General features: G+C 70.2%; 23 protein-coding genes. 17 read left to right on the top strand and 6 right to left on the bottom strand.

What is annotated here, in order from left to right; translation table 11 throughout:
• Positions 1 to 86: 86 nt before the first annotated feature.
• Complete coding sequence (locus HCA44_RS14995; protein WP_169649778.1) at positions 87 to 830, bottom strand: SDR family oxidoreductase; 744 nt, start codon at positions 828 to 830, stop codon at positions 87 to 89.
• Between the two features lie 41 nt (positions 831 to 871).
• Positions 872 to 1846: a TauD/TfdA family dioxygenase gene (locus HCA44_RS15000; protein ID WP_169649780.1), complete on the bottom strand. Its 975-nt coding sequence runs from the start codon at positions 1844 to 1846 to the stop codon at positions 872 to 874.
• A gap of 403 nt (positions 1847 to 2249) precedes the next feature.
• Here HCA44_RS15000 and HCA44_RS15005 point away from each other — a divergent pair, with 403 nt between their 5' ends.
• Positions 2250 to 3557, top strand: coding sequence for an ROK family transcriptional regulator (locus HCA44_RS15005; RefSeq protein WP_169649782.1), 1308 nt, complete (start codon positions 2250 to 2252; stop codon positions 3555 to 3557).
• Between the two features lie 7 nt (positions 3558 to 3564).
• Here HCA44_RS15005 and HCA44_RS15010 read toward each other — a convergent pair whose 3' ends face one another.
• Positions 3565 to 4359: a PIG-L family deacetylase gene (locus HCA44_RS15010; RefSeq protein ID WP_169649784.1), complete on the bottom strand. Its 795-nt coding sequence runs from the start codon at positions 4357 to 4359 to the stop codon at positions 3565 to 3567.
• A 98-nt stretch (positions 4360 to 4457) separates the two neighbouring features.
• Here HCA44_RS15010 and HCA44_RS15015 point away from each other — a divergent pair, with 98 nt between their 5' ends.
• The 5 genes from HCA44_RS15015 (at position 4458) to HCA44_RS15035 (ending at position 10106) form a co-directional block, all read left to right on the top strand.
• Complete coding sequence (locus HCA44_RS15015) at positions 4458 to 5660, top strand: MFS transporter (protein ID WP_169649786.1); 1203 nt, start codon at positions 4458 to 4460, stop codon at positions 5658 to 5660.
• Positions 5606 to 6463, top strand: coding sequence for an alpha/beta hydrolase (locus HCA44_RS15020; protein ID WP_169649788.1), 858 nt, complete (start codon positions 5606 to 5608; stop codon positions 6461 to 6463). The genes HCA44_RS15015 and HCA44_RS15020 overlap by 55 nt, the downstream gene beginning before the upstream one ends.
• Before the next feature lie 95 nt (positions 6464 to 6558).
• Positions 6559 to 7908: a D-inositol-3-phosphate glycosyltransferase gene (gene mshA, locus HCA44_RS15025; RefSeq protein ID WP_169649790.1), complete on the top strand. Its 1350-nt coding sequence runs from the start codon at positions 6559 to 6561 to the stop codon at positions 7906 to 7908.
• Entirely contained in the window at positions 7905 to 8405 is a 501-nt protein-coding gene (locus tag HCA44_RS15030) for a YbjN domain-containing protein (RefSeq protein ID WP_169649792.1), read from the top strand. The genes mshA and HCA44_RS15030 overlap by 4 nt, the downstream gene beginning before the upstream one ends.
• A gap of 102 nt (positions 8406 to 8507) precedes the next feature.
• Positions 8508 to 10106, top strand: coding sequence for an AMP-binding protein (locus HCA44_RS15035; protein ID WP_169649794.1), 1599 nt, complete (start codon positions 8508 to 8510; stop codon positions 10104 to 10106).
• Positions 10107 to 10617: 511 nt separating this feature from the next.
• Here HCA44_RS15035 and aztC read toward each other — a convergent pair.
• Genes aztC through aztB form a run of 3 tightly spaced genes read right to left on the bottom strand, consistent with a single transcriptional unit; the run spans position 10618 to position 13764 of the window.
• Positions 10618 to 11514 (bottom strand): zinc ABC transporter substrate-binding protein AztC, encoded by an 897-nt coding sequence (gene aztC / locus HCA44_RS15040; RefSeq protein WP_240945562.1) that lies wholly within the window; start codon positions 11512 to 11514, stop codon positions 10618 to 10620.
• 50 nt (positions 11515 to 11564) lie between these two features.
• Positions 11565 to 12860: an ABC transporter gene (locus HCA44_RS15045; RefSeq protein ID WP_240945559.1), complete on the bottom strand. Its 1296-nt coding sequence runs from the start codon at positions 12858 to 12860 to the stop codon at positions 11565 to 11567.
• A gap of 31 nt (positions 12861 to 12891) precedes the next feature.
• On the bottom strand, positions 12892 to 13764 hold the full coding sequence (gene aztB / locus HCA44_RS15050) for a zinc ABC transporter permease AztB (RefSeq protein WP_169649798.1): 873 nt from the start codon (positions 13762 to 13764) through the stop codon (positions 12892 to 12894).
• Positions 13765 to 13792: 28 nt separating this feature from the next.
• On the opposite strand from aztB, the gene aztA reads away from it, so the two are divergent.
• The 11 genes from aztA (at position 13793) to HCA44_RS15105 (ending at position 26023) form a co-directional block, all read left to right on the top strand.
• Complete coding sequence (gene aztA, locus HCA44_RS15055; RefSeq protein WP_240945560.1) at positions 13793 to 14428, top strand: zinc ABC transporter ATP-binding protein AztA; 636 nt, start codon at positions 13793 to 13795, stop codon at positions 14426 to 14428.
• A 115-nt stretch (positions 14429 to 14543) separates the two neighbouring features.
• Positions 14544 to 15674 (top strand): steroid 3-ketoacyl-CoA thiolase, encoded by a 1131-nt coding sequence (locus HCA44_RS15060; protein ID WP_169649802.1) that lies wholly within the window; start codon positions 14544 to 14546, stop codon positions 15672 to 15674.
• A gap of 1 nt (position 15675) precedes the next feature.
• Positions 15676 to 16314 (top strand): hotdog domain-containing protein, encoded by a 639-nt coding sequence (locus tag HCA44_RS21275; RefSeq protein WP_346764741.1) that lies wholly within the window; start codon positions 15676 to 15678, stop codon positions 16312 to 16314.
• A gap of 34 nt (positions 16315 to 16348) precedes the next feature.
• Positions 16349 to 17962: an AMP-binding protein gene (locus HCA44_RS15070; protein ID WP_346764742.1), complete on the top strand. Its 1614-nt coding sequence runs from the start codon at positions 16349 to 16351 to the stop codon at positions 17960 to 17962.
• A gap of 127 nt (positions 17963 to 18089) precedes the next feature.
• Complete coding sequence (locus tag HCA44_RS15075; RefSeq protein ID WP_169649807.1) at positions 18090 to 19688, top strand: ABC transporter substrate-binding protein; 1599 nt, start codon at positions 18090 to 18092, stop codon at positions 19686 to 19688.
• A gap of 46 nt (positions 19689 to 19734) precedes the next feature.
• Positions 19735 to 20688, top strand: coding sequence for an ABC transporter permease (locus HCA44_RS15080; protein WP_169649809.1), 954 nt, complete (start codon positions 19735 to 19737; stop codon positions 20686 to 20688).
• Positions 20681 to 21754, top strand: coding sequence for an ABC transporter permease (locus HCA44_RS15085; RefSeq protein ID WP_206038199.1), 1074 nt, complete (start codon positions 20681 to 20683; stop codon positions 21752 to 21754). The genes HCA44_RS15080 and HCA44_RS15085 overlap by 8 nt, the downstream gene beginning before the upstream one ends.
• A gap of 12 nt (positions 21755 to 21766) precedes the next feature.
• Positions 21767 to 22819 carry an ABC transporter ATP-binding protein gene (locus HCA44_RS15090; protein WP_169649811.1) on the top strand — a complete coding sequence of 351 codons (1053 nt, stop codon included), beginning with the start codon at positions 21767 to 21769 and terminating at the stop codon, positions 22817 to 22819.
• A complete protein-coding gene (locus HCA44_RS15095; protein ID WP_169649815.1) occupies positions 22819 to 23844 on the top strand; it encodes an oligopeptide/dipeptide ABC transporter ATP-binding protein in 1026 nt (341 codons plus the stop codon). The genes HCA44_RS15090 and HCA44_RS15095 overlap by 1 nt, the downstream gene beginning before the upstream one ends.
• Positions 23841 to 25280, top strand: a complete 1440-nt coding sequence (locus HCA44_RS15100; RefSeq protein ID WP_169649817.1) for an MFS transporter — start codon at positions 23841 to 23843, stop codon at positions 25278 to 25280. Before HCA44_RS15095 ends, HCA44_RS15100 begins: the two co-directional genes overlap by 4 nt.
• Positions 25277 to 26023, top strand: coding sequence for a phosphoglyceromutase (locus tag HCA44_RS15105; protein WP_169649819.1), 747 nt, complete (start codon positions 25277 to 25279; stop codon positions 26021 to 26023). The genes HCA44_RS15100 and HCA44_RS15105 overlap by 4 nt, the downstream gene beginning before the upstream one ends.
• Positions 26024 to 26110: the final 87 nt, after the last annotated feature.

A 26110-nucleotide genomic window follows, 5' to 3' on the forward strand; every position in this document is an offset into this window, starting at 1 on the left:
CATCTACGTAGACACCCGTGTCTCACATCTACGTAGACAGCACAGAGTCTCTGGACTCGCAAAGTGCTCACGGGGTGGGTGGGGGGTCAGCTGCGGTGGAAGCGGCTTCCCGACGCCTGATCGCGCGGCTTGAGCACGATCTGGTCGAGGTTGACGTGCGACGGGCGTGACGCGACGAAGCCGACGACGTCCGCGACGTCCTGCGCCACGAGCGGTGTGATGCCCTCGTAGACCTTCGCGGCCCGTGCCTCGTCGCCGTCGAAACGCACGAGCGAGAACTCCGTCTCGACTGCGCCGGGCGCGATCTCGGTGAGCCGCACCGGCTGACCGAGCAGTTCGCCGCGCAGCGTGCGGTGCAGCACGGCCTCCGCGTGCTTCGCGGACGTGTAGCCGGACCCGTTGTCGTAGTGCTCGAATGCCGCTATCGACGTGATCGTGACGATCAGCCCGTCGCCCGACGCGACGAGCTTGGGCAGCAGCGCCTTGGTGACACGCAATGTGCCGAGCACGTTGGTCTCCCACATCCAGCGCCAGTCGTCGAAGTCGGCGTCTGCGACGGGCGCGAGACCCTTTGCGCCGCCCGCGTTGTTGACGAGTACGTCGACGCGCGGCAGGACCGCGGTGAATGCCGCGACCGAGTCGTCGTCGGTGACGTCGAGGGCGAGCGCGGTGCCACCGATCTCGCCGGCGAGCGTCTCGAGCCGATCGAGGCGCCGCGCACCGACGACGACGTGGAAGCCCTGCGAGGCGAGGGTGCGGGCGGTGGCTTCACCGATGCCCGAGCTGGCACCGGTGACGACGGCGACGGGGGTGTCCGGAGAAATCGTCATCAGCAGATCGTAATGCGGTGGCGGATCGTCGTGCGGAAGAGTCACTCGCCTCCCGCGGCGCGCAGCACCGGTTCGTCGAGCACCGAGTATTCGGTGGCGTCGCCCGCCACGACCCGGCTGCGGTTGCCGTGCACGTCCACCGGGACGTCGCCCGCGAGGGTGATGCGGTGCAGACGCCGGTACCGGTCGTCGTAGTCGGCGATCGCGTAGTGCTGAGTCGCGCGGTTGTCCCAGATCGCGACGTCGCCGGGGGCCCAGTTCCATCGCGTGGTGTACTCGAGCGAAATCGCGTGGTCCTGAAGCACCTTGAAGATCGCGTGGGACTGTTCGCTGCTGAGTCCGACGAGCCGCTTGACGAAGTGCCCGAGCAGGAGAGTGCGTTCACCGGTTTCCGGATGCACCCGCACCACGGGATGTTCGGTCTCGAAGTACGACGACTCGAACTCGGCGCGGTAGTCGGCGGTCGAGGACTTGACCTCCCGCAGCCGCTCGACGCTCGTGGCCGCGTAGTCGTACACATTGGTGTGGACGGCCCACAGGTCGTCGGCGAGGGCCTTGAGCGGCGCGGGCAGCGATGCATACGCGGCCACGCCGGAGGCCCAGGTCGTGGTTCCGCCGTACTCCGGCAGGTCGACGGCCCGCAGGATGGACGCCTTCGGGATGCGGTCGACGAAGGTGACGTCGGTGTGCCAGCTGTTGGCCTTGCCGTATTCGGAGTCGATCGGCAGCACCCGGTCGCCGTAGGACTTCACGGTCGGGTGCGGGGTCGTCGGCGAGCCGAGGAGCTCGGCGAAGGCGTACTGCTCGTCGTCGGTGAGATGGTGCTGGCCGCGGAAGAAGATCACCTTGTGGTCGAGCAGGGCGTCGGCGATCGTGCGCACGGTGCGGGCGTCGAGATCGCCGCCGAGCCGAACGCCGTCGATGCGGGCACCGATGTGCGCACCGAGCTTGACGACGGCGGGCGCGGCGGGTTCGACGGTGACAGTGGAGTCGACGGCGTGTGCAGGAGCGGACATGTCGATGCCTTTCCGGAAGGGGGAGATGCCGCAGGAGCGGAGACGCATTCGACCGAACCACCGCGGCCGGTGCGCAGGAAGGGTTTGCCTCGCGCCGATTCGAACGTGCCGCTCACCGGCCCGGCGGGGCATTCCCGGTGTGACGTGGGCCGTCGGGATGGCACCGCGGGATTTTGCTGCTATCTTCGTAGCCATGTCCTCGCGCCGGCCTTCCGAACTGCGCGTCACGTATGTGACGTCCGCGCTCGGTTCACGGCTGCCCCTTGCGCGCGAACTCTGTTGTCCCTGTCGCGGCTCTCACTTCTGACAGCTGCCGGTCACCATCGTCGTTCTCCGGGTTCTGCGCTGCGGAACCGGCATGGACGTGGTCACCGGTGCCCCGCCTCGACTGCTAAGGACACCCATGTCTGTCCCCACCCTGCCTGCTCCGGTCCGTACCGCCCCGGCCGCGCGCCGTGCTGCGGGAGCATCCCCCCGGCTGCGTGCCGCCCGGCCGCGTGCCGTCGTGGTGCCGCCGTCGCTCGAGATCGGCGAGAGTCCTGCCGCCGCGGTCTTCCGTGCGGTGCGTACGCGCGGCCCGCTCACGCGTGACGTCGTCGCGAAGGCCACCGGGCTGAGCATTGCGACGGTCAACCGCCAGGTCTCCGCGCTGCTCGACGTCGGTGTGCTGCGTGAACGCGGCGATCTCACCCCGTCGGGTGCTGTCGGCCGCCCGCGCGTGCCGTTCGACGTCGATCACGAGCGGTTCGCCACCGTCGGTATCCACGTCGGTGCGGTGGTGACGAGCATCATCGCGAGCGATCTGCGGGGGCGCGTGCTGGGCGCCGTCGAGATTCCCACTCCGCGTACGCATTCCGACGAGGCGCTCACCTCCGTCGCGCGGAGCGCGCGTGCTTTCGCCGGACGCTGGCATCGACGTACCCCACTCTGGGCGGGCGTCGCGATCGGCGGCCGCGTCGACGCCGCGACGGGCGTCGTCGATCACCCCCGGCTCGGCTGGACCGGAGCGCAGGTCGGGCAGATCATCGGCGCCGGTCTGGGTCTTCCGGTCTCGGTCGCCGCGCACGTCGAGGCCATGGCCGCATCGGAACTGCTGCTGGCGCATCACGACTCGGAGGAATCCGAGGTGGCCGAGCCGGTTGCGGGCGAAACCGGGATGTACTTCTACGCACGCGAGATGGCGGGTATCGCGATCACCATCGACGGCCGCGTGCACACGCCGTCGACCGGACCAGGGTCGATCGCGCACTTCCCGACCGGCTCGTCGGCGCAGTGCTCGTGCGGCGCCGTCGGCTGCCTCGAAGCCACCGTGAGCGATCGCGCGATCATCGACGCCGCCGTGGCGAAGGGTATCGTGCCGCAAGATGGTCGGCCCACCGTCGCTGCCGTCGTGAAGGCGGCCCTCGACGGGTCCGAGGACGCGCACGAGCTGCTCGTCGAGCGTGCCCGGGTGCTCGGCCGCACCGTCGCGACGCTGCGCGACCTGTTCAACCCCGACCGAGTCATCCTCGGCGGCCAGGCGTTCACCGAGTACGAACGCGGGCTGCCGCACGTGGCGTCGGCGTTCGCTCAGGCCTCGCGGCTCGGCCGCAAGGACGTGCGCGTCACCGGGTTCGGCAATCGCGTTCAGGAGTACGCGTCCACCGTCGTGTCGCTGAGCACGCTGTTCGCCGATCCCGTCGGCGCGATCCGCCGCACCACGGCGGCGTAGACGGTCGCTACAGGGGCAGCATCGTCTCGCGTTGCCCCGGCGGTGTGCCACGGCGGCGGAACCATTCGGTGCCGAAGGCGGCCACGAGCATGTCGTCGGGCAACTCGAGGAACGGACCGAAGTCGCCGATCTGCGACGCGTGCATGCGCATCGCGGCACGTTTCGCGGCGATGACCGAGGACACGTCGATCGCCGTGGTGATGTCGGCGTCCGGGAGGCCGAAGGTGTCCAGATCGGGCATGCGGCCGGCCTCGGCGGCCGCGCCGTCTGCCCCCGCGCGCTCGGACATCGCGCTCATCATGGTGCGCACGTGGTCGCGGTTGGTGGTCGCCTCGTAGACGTGCTCGACGCCCGCGAGATCGGCTGCGTGCACTCCCACCCGGTGCACCTGCACGTGGTCGGGGTGCCCGTAGCCGCCGTGCGGGTCGTACACGGTCACGACGTCGGCGCGTTCGTCGCGCAGCACCTCGGCGAGCCGTGCCGCGGCCGACGCGACATCGGCGCCGGCGAATGCGCGTGGTGCCGAGTTCGTCGGCGCCCCGGCCATTCCCGAATCGGCGTACGGCAGCATCACGACGCGATGTGCGCCGAGCACGTCGGCCGACGCCTCGAGTTCACGGCGCCGCCGGTCGGCGAGCGCCTCGCCGTCGGCGAGCAGTCCGTCGGGTACCTCGCCCAGTGCGCCGTCGGTCGCCGTCACGAGCACGACGCGATGGCCCGCGTCGGCGGCGAGGCGCATCACCCCACCGGTGGTGAACACCTCGTCGTCGGGGTGGGCGTGGAAACATACGAGCACGCTCATGCCGCATATGCTGCCACCACCGTGGGCGTACGAGTAGGCGCCGTGGGACGTGCGAGGAGCATCATGCTGGAAGGCGGCCGTCGGCCGAGGAGTCACCGGTGATCGGTGCGTACCGGGAGATATTCTCGGCCAAGGGAAGTGCCGCCTTCTCGGCGGCGGGGTTCGTGGCGCGGCTGCCCATCGCGATGGTCGGCATCGGCACCGTCACGATGATCTCGCAGTTGCGGGGCAGCTACGGTCTCGCGGGTGCGCTGGCCGCGACGCTCGCGCTGTCGAACGCACTGCTCACGCCGGTCGTGTCACGCGCGGTCGATCGCTACGGGCAGTTCCGGGTGCTGCCGGTCGCGTCCGGGATCGCGGCCGCCGCGATCGCCGCGATGCTCGTCGCGGTACGCCTCGATGCCCCCGCATGGGTGCTGTTCGTGTGCGCGGTGCCGTCGGGCTTCATGCCGACGATCGGCGCGATGGTGCGGGCGCGGTGGACCGAGCTCTACCGGGGTGATCGGCGGCTGCACACCGCCTTCGCATTCGAGTCGGTCGTCGACGAACTGTGCTTCGTGCTGGGCCCGGTGCTCGCGGTCGGCCTGTCGGTGGGTGTCGTGCCGGAGGCCGGGCCGCTCGCGGGCCTCGTGTTCCTCGTCGCCGGGACCGCCGCACTCGTCGTGCAGCGCGGCACCGAACCGCCGCTGCACCTGCGCGAGAACGAGCGCGCGGGCACCGTGATGCGGATGCCCGCGATGTGGGGCCCGGTGTTCGTGATGGTCGCGCTCGGCACCGTGTTCGGAACGATCGACGTCACGGCGATCGCGTTCACGTCCGAGCGCGACTCCGCGGGTTCGGCGACGATCGTGCTCGCGCTGTTCGCGGCGGCGTCGGGCGCGTCGGGCCTCGTCTTCGGGGCGACGCGGCTGGTCACGCCGCTACGGACGCAGTTGTTCGTGAGCGTCGCGGCGGGCACGGTGCTGCTCGTGCCCTTGCTGCTGGTCGATTCCGTGCCGCTGCTCGCGGTCGCGTACATGCTCGCGGGCGCCACGATCTCGCCCACGATCATCGTCACGACCGCCCTCGTCGAGCGCACCGTGCCCGTCGTATCGCTCACCGAAGGCATCACGTGGACGGTCGCGGGCGTCGGGGTCGGCGTGTCCGCGGGCTCGGCTCTGGCGGGCCAGATGATCGACCGGTCCGGCACGACCGCCGCCTATGCGGTCGCCCTGGTGTTCGTCGCGGCCGCCGCTATCGTGACCGCATGGCTCTTCGTGAAACCACCGCGAGCGACGGCACCGGGCTCGCCTACACCGTGACCGGCGCGGCCGCCGCCCGGCCACTCGTCCTGCTGCACGGCTGGGCACAGTCGCTGCGTTGCTGGGACGGTGTCGTCGCGCAGCTCGCCTCCCGCTACCGCGTGATCGCGGTCGACCTGCGCGGCCACGGCTACTCGGGCGCACCGGACACCGGCTACGACGACCCCGAGGTATGGGCCGGCGACCTGAACGCGGTGCTCGACGCCGAGTCGGTCACGTCGGACGCGGTGCTCGTCGGGTGGTCCTACGGCGGTCTCGTCGTCGCCGACTATCTGTCGGTGTACGGCACCGAGCGGATCGGCGGCATCGGCCTCGTCGGGGCCATCACGAGCATCGGCCGCGGTCAGGAGGGCGGCCGGGTCGGTTCGGCGATGCGCGCCGCGATTCCCGGAGCGATGTCCGAGAAGCCGGGCGAGGCGATCACGGCGCTGTCGGCGTTCGGCACGGCCCTCACCGGTCCGCCCGCGGGCAAGGGCGCGCAGTCGCAGGCGCTGTTCGGGGCGAGCCTGTCGACGCCGCCACGCGTGCGGGCCGCACTGTTCGCGCGCGAGGCGGGTCACGACGACGTCCTGCGCGCGCTCGACGTGCCGGTGCTCGTCGTGCACGGCACCGCGGACACGGTGGTCGACGTGCGCGCGGGCGAGCACGTGGGCGCACTCGCACCCCGCTCGACCGTGTCGTTGTGGGAGGGCGCAGAGCACGCGCCCTTCGTCGAGGACCCCGAACGGTTCGTGCGTGAGCTGAACGAGTGGGCCGACACGCTGCCCACAGCCGAGCGGGCGGTCGCGTCCTCGCACGAGTGACCTGCGCGGACGCCGCCGGTGCGCGGTAGCCGAGGCCGCACGCGCCCGCGAACGGCGCGGCGGCCGACGTGAGGCAGTATGGAAGGGTGACGCCGATGCACAACCCGGACCCGGAGAACGCCGCGATCCCACGGCGGGTCGCGCTCGTGTCGGTGCACACGTCGCCGCTCGCGCAGCCGGGCACCGGCGACGCAGGCGGCATGAACGTCTACGTGCTGCAGACCGCGAAGGAACTCGCGCTCCGCGGTGTCGAGGTCGAGATCTTCACCCGCGCCACCGCGTCGTCCGACGAACCGGTCGTCGAGGCCGCGCCGGGCGTGCTGGTACGCAATGTCGTCGCGGGTCCATTCGAGGGCCTCGACAAGCGCGACCTGCCGACGCAGTTGTGCGCGTTCGTCGCGGGCGTGCTGCGCGAGGAAGCCCGGCACGCCCCCGGCTACTACGACCTCGTGCACTCGCACTACTGGCTGTCCGGACAGGTGGGCTGGCTCGCGCGGGACCGGTGGAATGTGCCGCTCGTGCACACCGCGCACACCCTCGCCGCGGTCAAGAACGCCTCCCTCGCCGAGGGTGACACCCCCGAACCCGCTGCCCGCGTGATCGGCGAACAGCAGGTGGTCGCCGAGGCCGACCGCCTCGTCGCCAACACCGACGAGGAATCACGCCAGCTCGTCGGGCTGTACGGCGCCGACCCGTCGCGCGTCGACGTCGTCGCACCGGGCGCCGACCTGCACCGGTACGCGCCGGGCGATCGCGACGCCTCCCGGCGCGCGATCGGGGTCGCACCGGACGAGTTCGTGGTCACCTTCGTCGGCCGCATCCAGCCGCTCAAGGCCCCGGACGTGTTGCTTCGGGCGGCCGCGGCGCTCGTCGCGAACGACCCGTCGTCGCGTCTGCGGGTGCTCGTGGTCGGCGGACCGTCGGGCTCGGGTCTCGCGCGTCCCGATTCGCTGATCGACCTCGCGCGGTCGCTCGGGATCTCGGGCCGCGTCACCTTCCTGCCACCGCAGACCCCCGACCGGCTCGCCGACGTCTACCGCGCGTCGGACGTCGTCGCGGTACCGAGCTACTCGGAATCCTTCGGCCTCGTCGCGATCGAGGCGCAGGCCTGCGGCACCCCCGTGGTCGCCGCCGACGTGGGCGGCCTCGGGGTCGCCGTGCGCGACGGCGAGACGGGCCTGCTCGTCGACAGTCACCGCATCGACGACTGGGCGCGTGCGCTCGGTTCGCTCGTCGACGATCCCGCGGCGGTCGAGCGGCTCGGCGCCGCCGCAGCGCGGCACGCGGAGGGTTTCTCGTGGGCGCGGACCGCACAGGGGCTGCTCGCGAGCTATGCGAGGGCCACCACGGATCATCGTGAATTGCGCACCACCGGAGAGTCTTTCGCGCCACGGCGCCCCCGCGGACTCGGCCGGTTGCGCCGGATCGGAGGTGTTCGGGTATGACGGAACTCGGCGGCACGATCGAGGCGGCGTTGCGCGACCGGGAGGTCGCCTTCACGCGTCCGGCGCCGCACCAGTTCGTGGTCAAGCTGCCCGGCGAGCGCAAGCTCGAGACCACCACGCTGCTCACTCTCGGTCACCACGGCGTGCGCGTCGAGGCGTTCGTGTGTCGCAAGCCGGACGAGAACTTCGAAGGCGTCTACCGATACCTGCTGCGCCGCAACCGGCGGCTCTACGGCGTCGCGTACACGCTCGACAAGATCGGCGACATCTACCTGGTCGGCCGGTTCTCCGGCGACACGTTCACGGGTGACGAACTCGATCGCGTGCTCGGTCAAGTACTCGAGGCCGCGGACGGCGACTTCAACACGATCCTCGAACTCGGCTTCGCCGGATCGATCCGTCGCGAGTGGGACTGGCGGGTGTCGCGCGGCGAATCGCTCGCGAACCTGAAGGCATTCGAGCACCTCATCGAGACCGGGGACCAACGGGGCGAGTAGTAGGGACGTCCGGGCACGTCGACGCGCTGCGGATTGATATATCTTGGCGTACGTCACACCTACCGGGCGACGTCGCCCGTATCACCGCCGAGGAGAGATCCCGTGAGTTTCAAGAGCCCCTTCCCCGACGTCGACATCCCGAATGTCAGCGTGTACGACTTCCTCTTCGGCAGCCTGGACGACGCGGAAAGGTCGCGTCCTGCCCTCACCGACGGCGGCTCCGGGTCGGGCATCACGTACGGCGAGCTCGTCGCACAGGTCGACGGCGTGGCAGGCGCGCTCGCGGCGCGTGACATCGGCGTCGGCGACGTCGTCGGTCTGCACTCGCCCAATGTGCCCGCGTTCGCGTCGGTGTTCCACGGCATCCTGCGCTCGGGCGCCACCGCCACCACCGTCAACGCCCTGTACACCGCGGAGGACATCGCGAAGCAGCTCGCCGACTCGAAGGCGAAGGCGCTGTTCACGGTGTCGCCGTTGCTGCCGCAGGCCCGCGCCGCCGCCGAACAGGTGGGCATCGCGGCCGAGAACGTGATCGTGCTCGACGGCGCCGAGGGGCATCCGTCGCTGCGCGACCTGCTGGCCGAGGGCGCCCCCGCCCCCGACGTGTCGTTCGATCCCGCGACTCACCTCGCCGTGCTGCCGTACTCGTCGGGCACCACGGGCCGGCCCAAAGGTGTGATGCTCACACACCGCAACCTGGTCGCGAACGTCTGCCAGATCACGCCGCGCATGGGCATCACGCGCGACGACACGATCCTCGCGATCCTGCCGTTCTTCCACATCTACGGCATGACGGTGCTGCTCAACGCTGCGCTCTACAACCGCGCGGCGCTCGTCACGATGCCGAAGTTCGATCTGCCGGAGTTCCTGCGGATCGTCGCCGAGTTCAAGTGCACCTACATCTTCATCGCGCCGCCCGTCGCGGTCGCGCTCGCGAAGCACCCGCTCGTCGACCAGTACGACACGTCGAGCATCCACACCATCTTCTCGGGTGCGGCGCCGCTCGACGCGGAACTCGGACACGCCGTCGCCGCGCGTCTCGGTGTCGCCGTCAAGCAGGGCTACGGCATGTCCGAGATGAGCCCGGTCAGTCACGCGATCCCGTTCGACGACAACGAATCTCCGCTCGATTCGTGTGGCCCGACGATCGCGAACATGGAGTGCAAGCTCGTCGATCCCGCGACCGGCGAAGAAGTGGACTACCCGGCGCTGGGCAGCGACGCGGTGAGCGCGCCGGGTGAGCTGTGGTGCAAGGGCCCCAATGTCATGACGGGCTACCTCGAGAACCCGGACGCGACGGCCGCGACGCTCGACGGCGAGGGCTTCCTGCACACGGGCGACATCGCGACGGTCGACGGCCGCGGCAATGTCACCATCGTCGACCGCATGAAGGAGCTCATCAAGTACAAGGGCTACCAGGTTCCGCCGGCCGAGCTCGAGGCGCTGCTGCTCACGCACCCGCAGATCGCCGACGCCGCGGTCATCGGAGTCCTCGACGACGAAGGCGAGGAGGTGCCGAAGGCGTTCGTCGTCAAGCAGGAAGGCGCGGACCTGGACGCGGACGCGGTCATCGCGTTCGTCGCCGAGCGTGTGTCGCCGCACAAGAAGGTCCGTCGCGTCGAGTTCATCGACGTCGTGCCGAAGTCGTCGGCAGGCAAGATCCTGCGCAAGGATCTGCGCGCCGCCGAAGCCAAGTCCTGACGGCCCCCGACACACTCGGCCGCCCCTGATCTCCGGGGGCGGCCGAGTGCGTTCCGCGAACGGAAGTGCTCAGCCGGGCATCACCGACGAAACGGCGCCCATGACGATGGTCGTCAACGACAGTGCGCCGGTGCCGAATGCGGCCGCGAGGGCGTAACCGACGAGAAGCTCCTCGGCCGTCGAACTCGGCCACGACGCCGAAACTGCGCTTCGACAGCCGTCCGCGACCGATCGCCAGTGTCAGAGGGCGACCGCTCACGGACGCGGAAACAGCAGCGGAGTCGCGAGTCCCGAGGGGGCACTTGCTGGTTCGCGGACCGATCCGCTCGATCGTGACGCGGGTGCCGTCGTCGGACCCTGGAAGGGTGCTGATCCTGCCCTCGGACCGTTCGATCACCACCGATCCGGCGATCAGCGTGTCGACCGTGGTGCGTTCGCGCCCTGCCTGTGTCATCGTGTCCCCCCGGATCCCGCCGCTTCGGTGTCGCAGCCCCCTGTCGAGTCCGCCCGTTCACGAGCCGAGCCCGGTGGCGATGAGCTCGGCGTTGGTCCGCATCATGTCGAGGTAGGTGCCCGCATCGGATCCCTCGTCGCCGAGCGATTCGGTGTGCAGGGCGGTCACGGTGACCGGGGTGCCTGCCTCCGACGCGAGTGCCCGCGCGAGTTGGTCCGGCCGCGACGAGTCGACGAAGATCGCGCGCACGCCGGTGTCACGGATCGTCGTCGCAAGGTCCGACAGGTCCGACGCGCTCGGGGACGCGAGGGTCGTGCCGCTCGGCACGACCGCGCCCACCACGTCGAAGCCGAACCGCTGTGCGAGATAACCGAACACGTGGTGGTTGGTCACGAGCCGGCGGGAGCCGGGCTCGAGCGCGTCGAACCGGTCCTGCATGAATGTGGTCAATTCCACGAGTCGCGCGCGGTAGCCCTCGGCGTTCGCACGGACCACCGCCGCATCGCCGGACTCGGCCGCTGTCTCGTCGGGCCCGGCCACCACGTCCGCGACGACCGCATCCCGGATCAGGTCGACCGCACGCGAGACACGGTCGGGATCCGTCCAGAAGTGCGGATCCTGTGCTCCCGCAGAGGCGCCCGCCGCGAACGGGATCGGGTCGACGGCAGGCGCCAGCTCGACGACCGGGACGCCCTCGTCACGTGCGGCGTCGACGGTGTTCCCGAGACCCTCCTCGAGGCCGAGCCCGTTGGCTACCACGAGATCCGCTCGCTCGACCTGTGCGGCGTCGGATGCGGAGATCTCGAAGGAATGCGGATCGGCATTGCGGGGCATCAGGACTCGCACCTCGGCGGTGTCACCGACGACATTCCGCACGAGATCACCGACGATGTTCGTCGTCGCGATCACGAGGGGGCGGTCGGAGCCTCCGGCAGGCGAGCACGCGCTGCACAGTGCTACCGCGAAGACGGTGCACAGCACGGCCGCCCATGTGCGCGGCGGCGTCACAGGCCCGCGACGCCGAGCGACGACACCGCCGTACCGACGTCGAGAGTGCGTGCGATGCGTGCGTTGTCGGCGAAATCGATCTCGTGCACGACGTGCGACGCGGGGTCCGACACGTAGGCACGCTTGCCCGCGACCGCGATCACCGGCGGCACGGCCGACGTGTCGCTCCAGTCGTACGGTTCGGCGAGCACTGGTGCCGCCGCGGTCTCTGCGCCGGTAGCCGCATCGTACGTGCGGAAGGTGCCGTCGGCGAGGACGGCGAAGACGATGCGTCCGTCGCCGGACAGGTGCGCGGCGAGCGCACGGTCGGGCGTGTGGATGTGCTGCCACTGCCGCGTCGTCGAATCGAGCACGAGCACACCGTCGTTGGTCGCGGCAGGCCCCGCCGTCGCGACGACCGTCGGTACACCGGGCTGCTCACGGAAGGTGGTGGGCCGCGACGCCGTGGTGATGCCGTCCGGGTAGGCGATCTTCTCCGATGTCCAACCGTCCGCGCCCACGTGCGCCACGAACACTCCGTCGTCGCACGCTCCGAGCATGTGGTCGTCGAACACTGCTTCGCCGTGCATCCGTGGGCACGCGTCGTCGAAGGCGGACACCGGGGTTCCTGCCGCATCCCGTAGTTCGAAGCTGCCGGGGTGGGTGTCGTCGGGCGTCCCGCTCGGGCGGGACGTGACGAAATGTCCGGACACCGGGGCGATCACGCCGTGGTGCGGCCCGTCCGCGTGCACCGTGGTGGTGCGCACTTCACCGTCGTCCAGTGCTGCGACGTCGACGACCTGGGCGGCGCCGTCGCCGTCGAAGAACACGGCGACCTTGCCGTCGCCGGGCACGACGTGCGCGGGCTTGGCGCCGTCGAGAGTGCCGATCTCGCCGGGTTCGGCGACATACGAGTGCGTGTGGTCGCCGTGATCGACGGTCCACGTGCCCAGATCGACGACGTGAGCGTGCCCGCCGGGGCCGTCGATCGCGAACGCGTACCGGTCGTCGACCATCGTGACCTTCGTGGGGTTGTCGAAGGTGAGGCTCTCGAGTTCTTCGCCCGACGTGAGGTCGAGGACGGCGACGGTGCCGCTGTGCGCGTCGGTCACGGCGAGTCGTGGCTGCGGGCCGTCCACCTCGGTGGCCCCGGCGCCGACCGCGAGGTCGCTGCCCGCCGGAGTGGAGGCGGTGGTCTCGCCCCCGGTGTCGGTGGTGCAGGCCGCCGCCACCAGCGCGGTGGTGATCATCGCCGTGAGCATCGCCGCCGGGGCGACGGTGGGAGCAGGTCGTGCCGGGGTCGTGGTGTGCATGGGCCGCCTCTCTAGATAATGAAAACCATTATCAAGTGAATGTAGCGGAGGGCGGGCCGGACGGGACGACTGGGTGGTCGCTGCTGCGTCTGCTGCGCGCCACGCGGGTGGCGAGCAGTACCGCGAAGAACTGCAGCACCGCGATGCCGGCGATCGTCGCGCCCGCCGCGGTGCTCGCGTGCCACGACACGAGCAGTCCGAGGACGGTCGCGCTCCACCCGGCGAGCGTCGCGAACGCGATGGATGCGGGGATCGACCGCCGCAACAGCAGCGCTGTCGCCGACGGCGCGACGAGCAGGCCGAACACCAGCAGGGTGCCCACGATGCGGAACGACGCGACCACTGCCAGCACCACGAGGGCGAGGAGTGTGACGTGCGCGAGGCGTGGACGCAGGCCCATCACGTGCGCCGCGCGTTCGTCGACGACGAGCGCGGTGAACGGACGGTGGGCGGCCACGGATACGACGAGTGCGACGACCGCCGCGCAGGCGAGCCATGTCAAGTCGCCCGTCGACGCCGACAGTACGTCGCCGAACAGGAACGACGTGAGGTCGACCGCGAAAGACTGTGCACGCGAGACGATCACGACTCCGAGTGCGAGCATGCCCACGAACAACAGGCCGATGCCGGTGTCCTCGGTCAGTGCCGTGCGCCGCGCGACCCACGCGACGCCGAGCACCATGAGGCCCGCGCTCGCGGCCGCGCCGACGAACAGGTTCGCGCCCGTGAGGTACGCGATCGCGACGCCGGGGAGCATTCCGTGGGACACGGCTTCGCTCAGGAACGCCATGCCGCGCAGTACGACCCAGACGCCGACGAGTGCGCACAGTACGGAGACGAGCAGACCGGCCACGAGGGCGCGCCGGACGAAGGACACGGTGAAGGGGTCGAGCAGGATATCCACCGTGCTAGCGTAGATGAACATGATTGTCATGACCGACTGTGTGGTGTCCTACGGGGGCGAGCAGGCACTGCGCGGCGTCGACCTCACCTTGCGTCCCGGCACCGTCACGGCACTCACGGGGCACAACGGCTCCGGCAAGTCGACGCTGCTTCATGCACTCGCCGGTCTCGTGCCGTGCACCTCCGGCACCATCGCCGGGCTACCGCGGACCACGGCCTTCGTGCCGCAGCAGTCCGCGGTCGACGCGCTGGTGCCGCTCGACGTGCGGACGACCGTCGAGATGGGGCTGTGGCCTCGGCTCGGCTTGTGGCGCAGGCCCTCGCGGCACGACCGTGACGACTGCCTGCGCGCCATGACCGTCCTCGGCATCGCCGACCTCGCGTCGCGGCGACTCGGCGACCTGTCGGGCGGTCAACGTCAGCGCACGCTGCTCGCGCAGGCACTCGTCCGCCGTGCCGATCTGCTGCTGCTCGACGAGCCCACCACCGGACTCGACGCCGACGCGCGCGACGCGGCGGAGGCCGTCACGCGCGGTGAAGCCGGGCGCGGCGCCACCGTGGTGGTCGCGACGCACGACCCGCACGAGACGGCCGGCGCCGACACCGTCGTCGAACTGCGGTCGGGGAGGGCGGTGCAGATCACCGCACGCACGGGCGCCGACTGACCGGTCCGCCGGGTACCGGCCACTGGGAACCGGCATTGCGTGCGCCCGCTCAGCACCTACTTTGGCACCGTCCGAGAACCGGTCTGCCCGACCGGAGCCTGCCGAGGAGATGTTGATGCCCCATCCAGTCGTCGTGGACGCCGCGCGCACACCGTACGGAAAAAGAGGCGGCGCGCTCAGTGGCGTGCACGCCGTCGAACTGCTCGCGGGAGCGCAGCGGGCGATGCTCGACCGCACCGGCGTCGATCCCACGCTGGTCACCGAGGTGATCGGCGGGTGCGTCACGCAGGCGGGCGAACAGTCCGGCAATGCGGTGCGTTTCGCGTGGCTGCACGCCGGGCTCCCGGAGGAATGCGGCGCCACCACGATCGATGCGCAATGCGGGTCCGCGCAGCAGTCGGTGCACCTGATCGCCGCGCAGATCGCGGCCGGGATGTTCGACGTCGGCATGGCCTGCGGTGTCGAGGCGATGTCGCGCGTGCCGCTGCTGTCGAACCTCGGCGACGTGGGTCGCCCGCGCCCCGACAACTGGAAGGTCGATCTGCCCGCGCAGTACGAGGCAGCCGACCGGATCGCGCAGCGCCGCGGGCTGACTCGCGAGGATCTCGACGAGTTCGGGCTGCGCTCGCAGACCCGGGCGCGCGCCGCGTGGGATGCGGGGTGGTTCGACCGTCAGATCCTGCCCGTCACGCTGCCCGACGGCGGCACGTTCTCGCGCGACCAGGGTCTGCGCGACACGAGCCTCGACGCGTTGGCCGGCCTGAAACCCATCCGCGAGGGCGGTATGCACACGGCGGGCACAGCGTCGCAGATCTCCGACGGTGCGAGTGCCGCGCTGCTCGCCGACGAACGCGTCGCCCGGGAGCTGGGGCTGCGTCCGCGCGCCCGCATCCTTGCGCAGGTGAACGTCGGCGCCGAACCGGAATTCCTGCTCGACGGTCCGATCCGGGCAGCGCAACGCGTGCTCGACCGCACCGGGATGACGATCGACGACATCGACCTGTTCGAGGTCAACGAGGCGTTCGCCTCGGTGCCGCTGTCGTTCGCGCAGGTGCACGGCGTCGACCCGGACGAGCTCAACGTCGCGGGTGGCGCGATCGCGCTCGGCCACCCGGTCGGCTCGACCGGAATCCGCCTGCTCGCGACCGTGATCGACGAACTCGAGCGGCGCGACAAGTCGCTCGCCCTCGTCGCGGTGTGCGCCGGCGGTGCCCAGGCGACCGGCGCGATCGTCGAGCGGATCTGACGTGACGGCAGGACCGGACAGTGCAGCAGACCTCGGCGCGCGGGCGGACGTCGAGCGTAGGGAGGCGACCCGTGAACTCGTCGAGGCCACCCGCGCGTTGATGCTCGCCGTGACGGTCACCGACACCGACGTCGAGACGCTACGCGCGGTGTGTGACGACATCCAGGTGTCGATGCGCACTCTCGGCGCCCGCACGCGGCCCCGCGCGACGCGAGTGCCGTTCGACCGGCCGGGACGCGCGCGCATCGACGGCGAACCGTGGACGATGTCGGCGTTCAATCCGACGGCGCCCGCCTTCGACGTCGTGTTCGGCGAACACGACGCCCGAGCGCGCCTCGTCGCCAACGCACTGTACGAAGGGCCGCCCGACAATGTGCACGGCGGAGTCGGCGCGCATCTCATGGATTGCATGCTCGGCGTGCTCCTCCAGGCGCAGGGCAGGCGCTCCGTCACCGCGACCCTCGACCTGCGGTACCTGCGCCGCACGCCGCTCGACGAGCCGCTCGACCTGTACTCGCGCATCGTCGAGACCCGCGGCCGTAAGACCGTCGCGGAGGGCTGGATCGAGCATGCCGGGACGCGCACCGTCGAAGCGCGCGGACTGTTCGTCGAGGTTCCCGCACCGACGAGAACCCCGTGACCCCGTCACCCTGAAAAGCAAAGGAGGGCCGGACGTGACACGCGACGACGCGATGGCGACGCTCACCGCACCCGGCATGCCGTTCGAGATCCGCACCGAGCCCGTCCGCGGGCACGACCTCGAGGTGTTCGCGCACCGGCAGCGGTCGCTCGGCGAGCTGTTGCGCGCCTCGCGCGCGCACGGCGACACGGAGTACCTGGTGACCGAGGAGGCTCGGATCACCTTCGCGGAGCATGCACGCGACGTCGCGGCTCTCGCGGCGGCGTTGCGCGAGGACTACGGGGTACGCAAGGGTGACCGGGTCGCGCTGTGCGGCAGGAACAGCCCCGAGTGGATCATCGCGTTCTGGGCGACGGTGTCGCTCGGCGCCGTCGCGGTCGGGATGAACTCGATGTGGGCCGAACAGGAGATGAGCTACGGCCTCGACCTGACCGAGCCCACGGTGCTGTTCGCGGACGCGCCCCGGCGCGCACTGTGCGGCGCCCCCGGGGTTCCCGTCGTGGCGTTCGAAACCGGTGTCGCCGAGGCGATCGCGCGTCACCGTGGCGCCGCACTCCCGGACGAGGCCGTCGACGAGGACGACCCGGCGGTCGTGTTGTTCACGAGTGGCACCACCGGACGACCGAAGGGCGCGACCCACTCGCATCGCAACATGATCGCCGCGGTGTGGTTCCATCTGCTCAACGACGCGGTGGCCACCGAACTCGGCCGGCCGCCGAGTGGGCGCCGATTCCTCCTCGCTACACCGCTGTTCCACATCGCGGGGCTGCACAACCTCGCCGTCGTGCGGCTCGTGGTCGGCGACACCGCGGTGCTGCACACCGGCAAGTTCGAGCCGGACGCGGTGCTGCGCCTGATCGAGAAGGAACGCGTGACCAACTGGGGCGCGGTGCCGACGATGCTCTCGCGGATCCTCGACGCCGACCTGTCGGGCTACGACCTCACGTCGCTGCGCACCGTCACCGTCAACAGCGCCCCGTCGTCCGGCGCGCTGCGCGACAAGCTGCGGGCCGCACTGCCCGATGCCGCCGCCTCGCTCGGGACGTCCTACGGCCTCACCGAGTCGTCGACCGCGGCCACCCTCGCGTCGCCCGCCGAGGCGCTCGCCGACCCGACGGGCGTGGGCAGGCCCATCCCGACGATGCGCGTCGAGGTGCGCGACACCGCCGGGCGCCGCGTCCCGGACGGAGTCGAAGGCGAGATCTGCCTGCACGGCGTGCACGTGATGCTCGGGTACTGGCGCAATCCCGAGGCAACCGCGGAGTCGACGACATCCGACGGATGGTTCCGCACGGGCGATCTCGGCACGATGCGCGACGGCCTGCTGAGCATCTCCGCGCGGCGTTCGGATCTCGTCATCCGCGGCGGCGAGAACGTGTATCCGGCCGAGGTCGAGAACCAGATCCTGCTGCACGACGCGGTGAGCGAATGTGCCGTTGTCGGTGTCGCGTCCGAGGACTTGGGTCAGGAGGTCGCGGCGGTCGTGGTGACTCGCGTCGGCACGATGCTCACCGAGAACGATCTGCGCGAGCACCTGCGGCCGCGGCTCGCCCGGTACAAGGTGCCCACAGTGTGGCGCATCACGAGCGATCCGCTGCCGCGGAATGCCACCGGAAAGGTCAAGCGAGCCGAACTGTCGGTGCGCTGAGAGTACCGAACGGTAACCGGGGAGTCCGCTCCCGCTGGATGGGAATGCCCGTGTAGCAGCGCCATTCGCTGTGCTCGTCTCGACGGACGGCCGCGTCCCCGCGGCCTGCGACACGAGGGAAGAGGCCATGGTCCTGGGTACCCGCACGCGGCACACCACGGTGGCGATACTGGCGGCGACGCTCGTGCTGGCGGGCTGCAACAAGGCCGTCAGCGTCACGTCGTCGAGCGGCGGCTCGGCGTACGTGGACGGGGTGGTCAACGTCAAGCCGGCCACCGGGGATCCGGTGCACGGCGGCACCCTCACCTTCGGCTCCTACAGCGAGCAGGGCAATCTCGACCCCGCGAAAGCGATCGCGTCCGGCTCGACCGGTGGCATCGAACTCGCCGCCGTGTACGACGTCCTGATGCGGTGGGACAGCGAACAGAATGTGACGGTGCCGCAGCTCGCGGAGTCGTTGACGCCCAACGAGGATCACACGGTCTGGACGCTGACGCTGCGTGACGGCGTGACCTTCAGCGACGGCTCCCCGCTCGATTCGGCGGCCGTCGCGTACAGCCTCGGTCGTTATGCGGCAGGCGGCGCGTCCGACGCGCGGGTGTGGAGCTCGAATGTACGTGCCACCGAGACACCCGATGCGAAGACCGTGGTGTTTCGGCTGAACACCGCGTGGCCGACCTTCGACTACATGCTCACCGTCGGGCCCGGCATGATCGTGCCGCGCTCGGCGGGCGAGGGCCCGGAGTTCCAGCCGATCGGCGCGGGACCGTTCACCTTCGGCCACTACCGTCCGAAGGAAGAACTCGTGCTCGACGCGAACCCGCGGTACTGGGGTGGCGCACCGAATCTCGACCACTTCCGCGTCGTCTACCTCAACGACCCGACGACCACCTACGACTCGCTCCAGGCGGGCTCGATCGACCTCGCGTTCATCCGCGAACCCGACATCGTGGACGAGGCCGTCGCGCACGCGGCGCCGGGATTCCTCAACATCGTCGCGCTCGGCAATGCCGGTCTGATCAACGCCGGGCAGGGCCGTCCCGGCTCGGACCCGCGGATCAGGCGTGCACTGCACATGGCGTTGCCGCCCACCGCGGTGATCGACCGCGCGTTCGGTGGCGCCGGCACCGCGGGCAACGAACTGTTCCCCGACACGTCGGTGTGGCACACGGACGTCGGTCCGCTCGAGTACGACCCGGACGAGGCGCGGCGGCTCGTCGCCGAAGCCAAGGCCGACGGCTTCGACGGCAGGATAGTGCACGTCGACGGGTCGGACGCGTCGTCGCGTGAAACCGCGATGACGCTCAAAGCCGCGTGGGACGCGGTCGGTTTCGATGTCGAGCCGGTGTACATGCGCACGATCGCCGACCAGACGGCCCGGATCCAGGTGCAGCGCGACTACGACACGGCGGGGTGGGGAATCAGTTGGCGCGACGCCGGAACGTACGCGCGCATGTTCGCGACGCTGCACAGCCAAGGCAATCTGTCGAGCGGCATCGCGACGGGGGAGTTCGACGACCTGATCGCCGAGGTGCAGGCGGCTGGGACGCTCGACGAGCAGCGCGACGTCATCGGACGTATCCAGCAGCGGTGGAACGAGGTCGTGCCCGCGCTCGTCTTCGCGCCCTCACCCGAGTTCGTGATGTTCGGCGACGACCTGCACGGGGTGAAGGAGAACACGAACAGCATGGTGCTGCTCGACGACGCATGGCTCGGTGACGCGTGAACGGTGCCTCGGGCGTCCGGCCGCGGACGGTGGAAGGGATGACGGCATGGCCGACAAGGTGATCCGGCGCGCGGCCGAGCTGATCGCGGTGCTGTTCGTGGTCAGTCTCGGCACCTTCTGGCTGGTGTCGAAGACCGACACGGATCCGGCGGTCACGATCCTCGGCGAGGGGCACAGTCCCGAGGAGTACGCCCAGGTACGTGACCAGCTCGGGCTGAACGACCCGTTGCTCGTCCGGTATGTCGACTGGTTGAAGTCGGCACTGACCGGCGATCTGGGCGACTCGATCGTGCCGCCCTACAGCGGTGTCGGCGAACGCATCGCGGCTGCGCTGCCGGTGAGCGTGGAGCTCGCGGTGCTCGGCATGGCGATGGCGCTGCTGATCTGCGTGCCGCTCGCGATGGCGGCCGCGCAGCGACCCGGTGGCCGTATCGACCGCGCGATCAGCGCAGGCTCGATCGGCGTGCTGTCGGTGCCGAGCTTCCTCGCGGGCATGCTCGTGATCCTGCTGTTCGCGAACACTCTCGACTGGTTCCCGCGAGCGCAGTGGGTGCGGCTCGGCGAAGACCCCGTGCAGAACCTGTACCACGCATTCCTGCCCGCGCTGACGATCGCGCTCGCCGAGGCCGCGATGTTCACGCGCATCCTGCGCGACGACCTCGTCACTACACTGCAGGAGGACTTCATCCTCGCGTCGAAGGCGAAAGGCATGAGCACCGTGCACATTCTCGTGCGCGACGCGCTGCGGCCGTCGTCGTTCTCACTGATGACCCTGATGGGCATCGGTCTCGGCCGGCTGATTGGCAGCACGGTCATCGTCGAGTACCTGTTCGCGCTGCCCGGCATGGGCTCGCTCGTCATCGGTGCGTCCAACGACGGCGACTTCGTCACGATCCAGGGCGCGGTCGTCGTGATCGCGGTGATCTACGTGCTCACCAACTTCGTGATCGACGCGTCGTACGGATTCCTCGACCCCAGGATCAGGAGGGCCCATGTCTGACACGGCCGAGATCGCCGAGAGCGAGCGTCGCGGCACCGGAGAACCGGCGCCCGTGCCCGCCTCGCGCCGTCCGTCGCTGTGGCGTGGCGTGCTCCCGGCTGTGCTGGGCGTCGCCGGATTCGTCTGGGCCACACTTTCCTTGCGCGGTGAGGGGTGGGTCCAGCTCGCCGCGGTGCTCGTCTCGGTCGCCCTGATGTACTCGGGCGCGAGTGCTCTGGCGCGCCGGCGCTTCGGCGACTCGTTCGACCTGATCGCGTGGCTGTGCGTCGTGTGGCTCGTCGTGCTGACTCTCGCCGCGGTGTTCGCCCCGTTGCTGCCACTGCCCGAGCACCAGGACGTGTCGACCACATTCGGCGAAGCCACGATGGCACGCCCCGACCTCACGACCGATCATCCGCTGGGTACCAACAACTTCGGACTCGACCTGCTCGCGCGGGCGATCTACGGCTCACGCGCGTCGCTCGTCGTGTCGATCGCTGCGGTCGTGATCGGACTCGTCGTCGGTGGTGCGCTCGGCATCGCGGCGGGCTACTTCCGCAAGGGTGTCGACGTCGTGAGCGGCATCCTCACCAACTCGCTGCTCGCGGTTCCGCCGCTCGTGCTGCTCATCGCACTCGCAGCGGTGCTCGAACCCAACCTGCGCAATCTCGCGTTCGCGCTGTCGCTGCTCGCGCTCCCGAGCATGATCCGGATGGCGCGCGCGAGCACGCTCACGTTCGTGCAACGTGAGTTCGTACTCGCAGGCAAGGCGATGGGCGCGTCGAACCTGCGGATCATGGTGCGCGAGCTGTTGCCGAACGTGCTGTTGCCGTTGCTGTCCTACGCGATGGTCGTCGTGTCGGTCCTGATCGTCGCCGAGGCGTCGCTGAGTTTCCTCGGGCTCGGTATCCAGCCGCCGGAGCCGTCGTGGGGCAACATGATCGCCGAAGGCGAGGGCACGACCTTCGAGCGGCACCCGCACATCGTGCTGGTGCCCGGCTTCTTCGTGTTCATGACCGTGTTCGCGTTCAACATGCTGGGGGAGAAGGCGCGCAAGCGTTTCGACCCCCGGCAGGCGAAGATCTAGAAGGGCCCGGCGATGACGACTTCCGTGATCTCGGACGAGAGCGCTCCTGCGGCGCCGCGTCCCGCCCCACTGCTGCGGGTCGAGAACCTGCGCACGACCATCCACACGGCGCGGGGCGACCTGCGTGCGGTCGACGGCGTCTCGCTCACGCTCGCGCGCGGCGAGATGCTCGGTGTGGTCGGCGAATCCGGCTCGGGAAAATCCGTTCTCGGGCGTACCGTGATGGGGCTGCATCGCACCGGACCCACCATGACCGTCTCCGGTCTCGTCGAGTTCGACGGGCAGGACGTGCACGCGATGTCCCCGCGTGCGCTGCGCTCGATGTGGGGCTCCGACGTCGGCATGGTCTTCCAGGACCCGATGACGGCACTCAACCCGGTCAAACGCGTCGGCACGCATCTCACCGAAACGCTGCACGCGCATCGTGGACTCGGCCGCGCGGCGGCTCGCGGCCGCGCCGTCGAACTGCTCGATCTCGTCGGCATCCCCGACCCGGCTCGGCGAATCACGCAGTATCCGCACGAACTGTCCGGCGGTATGCGCCAGCGCGTCGTGATCGCGATGGCGCTCGCGAACGACCCGAAGCTGCTGATCGCGGACGAGCCCACCACCGCGCTCGACGTCACGGTGCAGCGTCAGATCCTCGATCTGCTCGAGCGGCTGCAGCGCGAGCTGGGCACCGCGGTGATCCTCATCAGCCACAACCTGGGCGTCGTCGCGGGGCGTGCCGATCGGGTCGCCGTCATGTACGGCGGTCGCATCGCCGAAACCGCGCACGCAGCAGATTTGTTCGTGTCTCCGCGGCATCCGTACACCGAAGCGCTGCTGAGTGCGATCCCGCGCCTCGACGATCCGCCGCACGCACGATTGCGCGCGATCGACGGTGCGCCGCCCGACATGGTGCACCCACCGGCCGGGTGCCGGTTCGCGCCCCGCTGCGCGTACGTGCACGACGACTGCACGCGCGAGCTCCCCGTGCTCGCGTCCGGCCGTGCAGGCGACGAGAGCGGTCACCTGGCCGCGTGCTTCCACCCCGTGGCGAACGCGAACCGAGGAGAGCGCTGATGGCAGGCACCGGCACCCTGCACCTTCGACCCGAGTCGAATCGGGTCCTGAGCGTCGAGGATCTCGTCGTCGAGTTCCCCGCCAAGGGCGGACAGACGGTGCACGCGGTCTCGGGCATCAGCTTCGACGTGCTGCCCGGCGAAACCCTCGGGATCCTCGGCGAATCCGGGTGCGGCAAGTCGAGTGCAGGCCGCGCCCTGATGCAGCTGCCGCCACCGACCTCCGGCTCGGTGCGCCTCGACGACGACGAACTGACCGACGTGCGCGGCCGCGCGCTGCGCCGGGCGCGTGCGCGGATGCAGATGATCTTCCAGGATCCGGTGTCGTCGCTGAACCCGCGTCGCAAGGTGAAGGATCTCGTGGCGGAAGGCCCCCGGATCCGCGGGCAGAAGGTCGACGACGAGCGGATCCGCGCGAGCCTGCGTGCCGCGGGCCTCGACCCCGACGTCGTGTGGGACCGGCGCCCGCACGAGTTGTCCGGAGGGCAGTGCCAGCGGGTGTCGATCGCGCGTGCCCTGATGCTCGAACCGCAGATCCTGATCTGTGACGAGCCGGTCTCGAGCCTCGACGTGTCGGTGCAGGCGCAGATTCTCAACCTGCTCGAGGACACCAAGCAGCGGTACCGGCTGAGCCTGATCTTCATCGCGCACGACCTCGCGGTCGTCAAGAACATCAGCGACCGGATCATGATCATGTACCTCGGCAAGATCTGCGAGGTGGTGCCTGCGGGTCGCCTCGCGCGCCACGCGGCACACCCGTACACCCGGCTGCTGCTCGAATCGGTTCCGGAGGAACACCTCCCAGGGGGCGAGGCTCCGGTCGGCGACGAGGAGCGCGCCGCGAACGAGGGCGCGGACCGCGGGACGCACCGCCCTCCGGCCGAGTTGCCGTCGCCGCTGAACCCGCCGAGCGGTTGCCGGTTCCGTACGCGTTGTCCCCTCGCGACCGACGTGTGTGCCGACACCGAACCCGAGATGCGCGCGCTCGCCGACGGGCATTTCGTCGCGTGCCACCACGCTGGATGAGCGCGGCCGAGAACGAGCAGGCGCGGCGCCCGCGGCTGACGCTCGCGGGGCTGCTGATGCTCACGACGGTCACGGGCGTGATCGGCGGACTCGGTGCGCCGATGGTGCCCGCGATCGCCGCAGCCGAGGACGTGTCGCTCACGGCCGCGCAATGGTCGTTGACGCTGCCGCTGCTCGTCGGCGCGATCGTGACGCCGATCGTCGGCAGGCTCGGCAGCGGACGCAGGCGCCGGACGACGATCCTCGTGTGCCTCACCGCGGTCGCGGCAGGCTCGCTGGCCGCCGCGCTGCCGCTCGGATTCGCGGCCCTGATCGTGGGACGGGCGTTGCAGGGCATCGGATTCGCGATGACTCCCCTCGCGATCTCGATCGCGCGTGACGTCGTGCCCGACGAGCGCGTCACCGGCGCGGTGTCGGCGCTGTCGGTCGCGAGCGTCGCGAGCGCGGGGCTCGGTTTCCCCGTCGCCGCACTGCTCGCGGACGGCCTCGGTGTCAAGGGCGCCTTCGGTGCCGCGTTCGCGTGCACCGTGCTCACGCTCGCCGCGGCCGTCGTCGCGGTGCCGAAATCGACCGCGCGCGCAGCGGACCGTGTCGACTGGTTCGGTGCACTCCTGCTCGGCTCGGCGACCCTGTGCCTGCTGCTGGTGATCGGCCGTGCGCACACGTGGGGCTACACGTCCGCGCTCGTCGCGTGCCTGCTCGCCGGGGGAGTGGCGCTGCTCGCCGCGAGTGTCGCGTGGATGCTGCGCCGCCCGAACCCGCTGGTGGACCTGCGGATCGCGACACGGCCCGGAGTGCTCGCGCCGAACCTCGCCGCGCTCGCGGTGGGACTGGGGATGTACATCCTGATCGCGATCGTGATGGTGCTCGTGCAGTCCGGTGGGGACGACGGCGGATACGGCCTGGGACACTCGGTCACCGTCGCCGGAATCATGATGCTGCCCTACGCCGTGGCCAGTGCTGTCGGCAGCCGCATCGCTCTCCTCCTGAGTACTCGGTTCGGTCCCGACCTGCTGTTGCCGTCCGGATGCGTGCTGTTCTGCGCCGCCAACCTGATGCTCGCCGCCGCGCACACGCAGCTGTGGCATGTCGCGGTCGTGATGGCCGTCGCGGGTCTCGGCGCGGGCGCGACGTTCAACTCCATGCCCTGGCTGATGATCCGCGTCGTGCCCGCGGCCGAGACGGCGAGCGCGCTCGCGTTCAACGTCGTGTTGCGGTTCCTCGGGTTCTCGCTCGGCAGCGCGGTGTCCGTCGTGATCCTCGAGGCTTTCGGCGACAGCTCCGGCAGGCACACCGAGACGGGTTTCGTCGTCGGAGCACTGACCGGTGCGGGCGTGTGTGCGTGTGCGGCGGTGGGCTGCGTCGCACTGGCCCGCAGCGCAAGGACCCGGCGGGCGGTGTCCGGGCCGGCCGCCCGTGGGAACATGAAGGTATGAGTACCGGAACCCTTGTGCTGCTCCGCCACGGCGAGAGCGAATGGAATGCGCTCAACCTGTTCACCGGATGGGTCGACGTCCATCTCACCGAGAAGGGGCGTGCCGAAGGCAAGCGCGCGGGCGAGCTGCTCCTCGAACACGGTCTGCTGCCCGACGTTCTCTACACGTCGCTGCTGCGCCGCGCGATCAACACCGCCAACCTCGCGCTCGACGCGGCCGATCGGCACTGGATCCCGGTCGTGCGCGACTGGCGCCTCAACGAACGCCACTACGGCGCGCTGCAGGGCCGCAACAAGGCTCAGGTCAAGGACAAGTACGGCAACGACCAGTTCATGCTGTGGCGTCGCAGCTACGACACCCCGCCGCCGGAGATCGAGCTCGGCAGCGAGTACAGCCAGGACGGCGATCCGCGCTACGCCGACCTCGAGACGGTGCCCCGCACCGAGTGCCTGAAGGACGTCGTCGAGCGGCTGATCCCGTACTGGAACGACACGATCTCGAAGGACATCGCGGCGGGCAAGACCGTGCTGATCGCCGCGCACGGCAACTCGCTGCGCGCGCTCGTCAAGCACCTCGACGGCATCTCCGACGACGACATCGCGGGTCTCAACATTCCGACGGGCATCCCGCTGCGCTACGACCTCGACGAGAACCTGAAGCCGTTGAACCCGGGCGGCACCTACCTGGACCCGGAGGCCGCGGCCGCCGGCGCGGCAGCGGTCGCGAACCAGGGCGCCAAGTAGGAACCGGGCCCCCGGCCGGGTGCCTGTGTGCACCCGGCCGGAACGCCAGGTTACGGGCAGGCGAACACGCCGTGACCAGCAGCGGAA

This window comes from Rhodococcus sp. HNM0569 (assembly GCF_012726205.1).
Taxonomy (GTDB): domain Bacteria; phylum Actinomycetota; class Actinomycetes; order Mycobacteriales; family Mycobacteriaceae; genus Rhodococcus_F.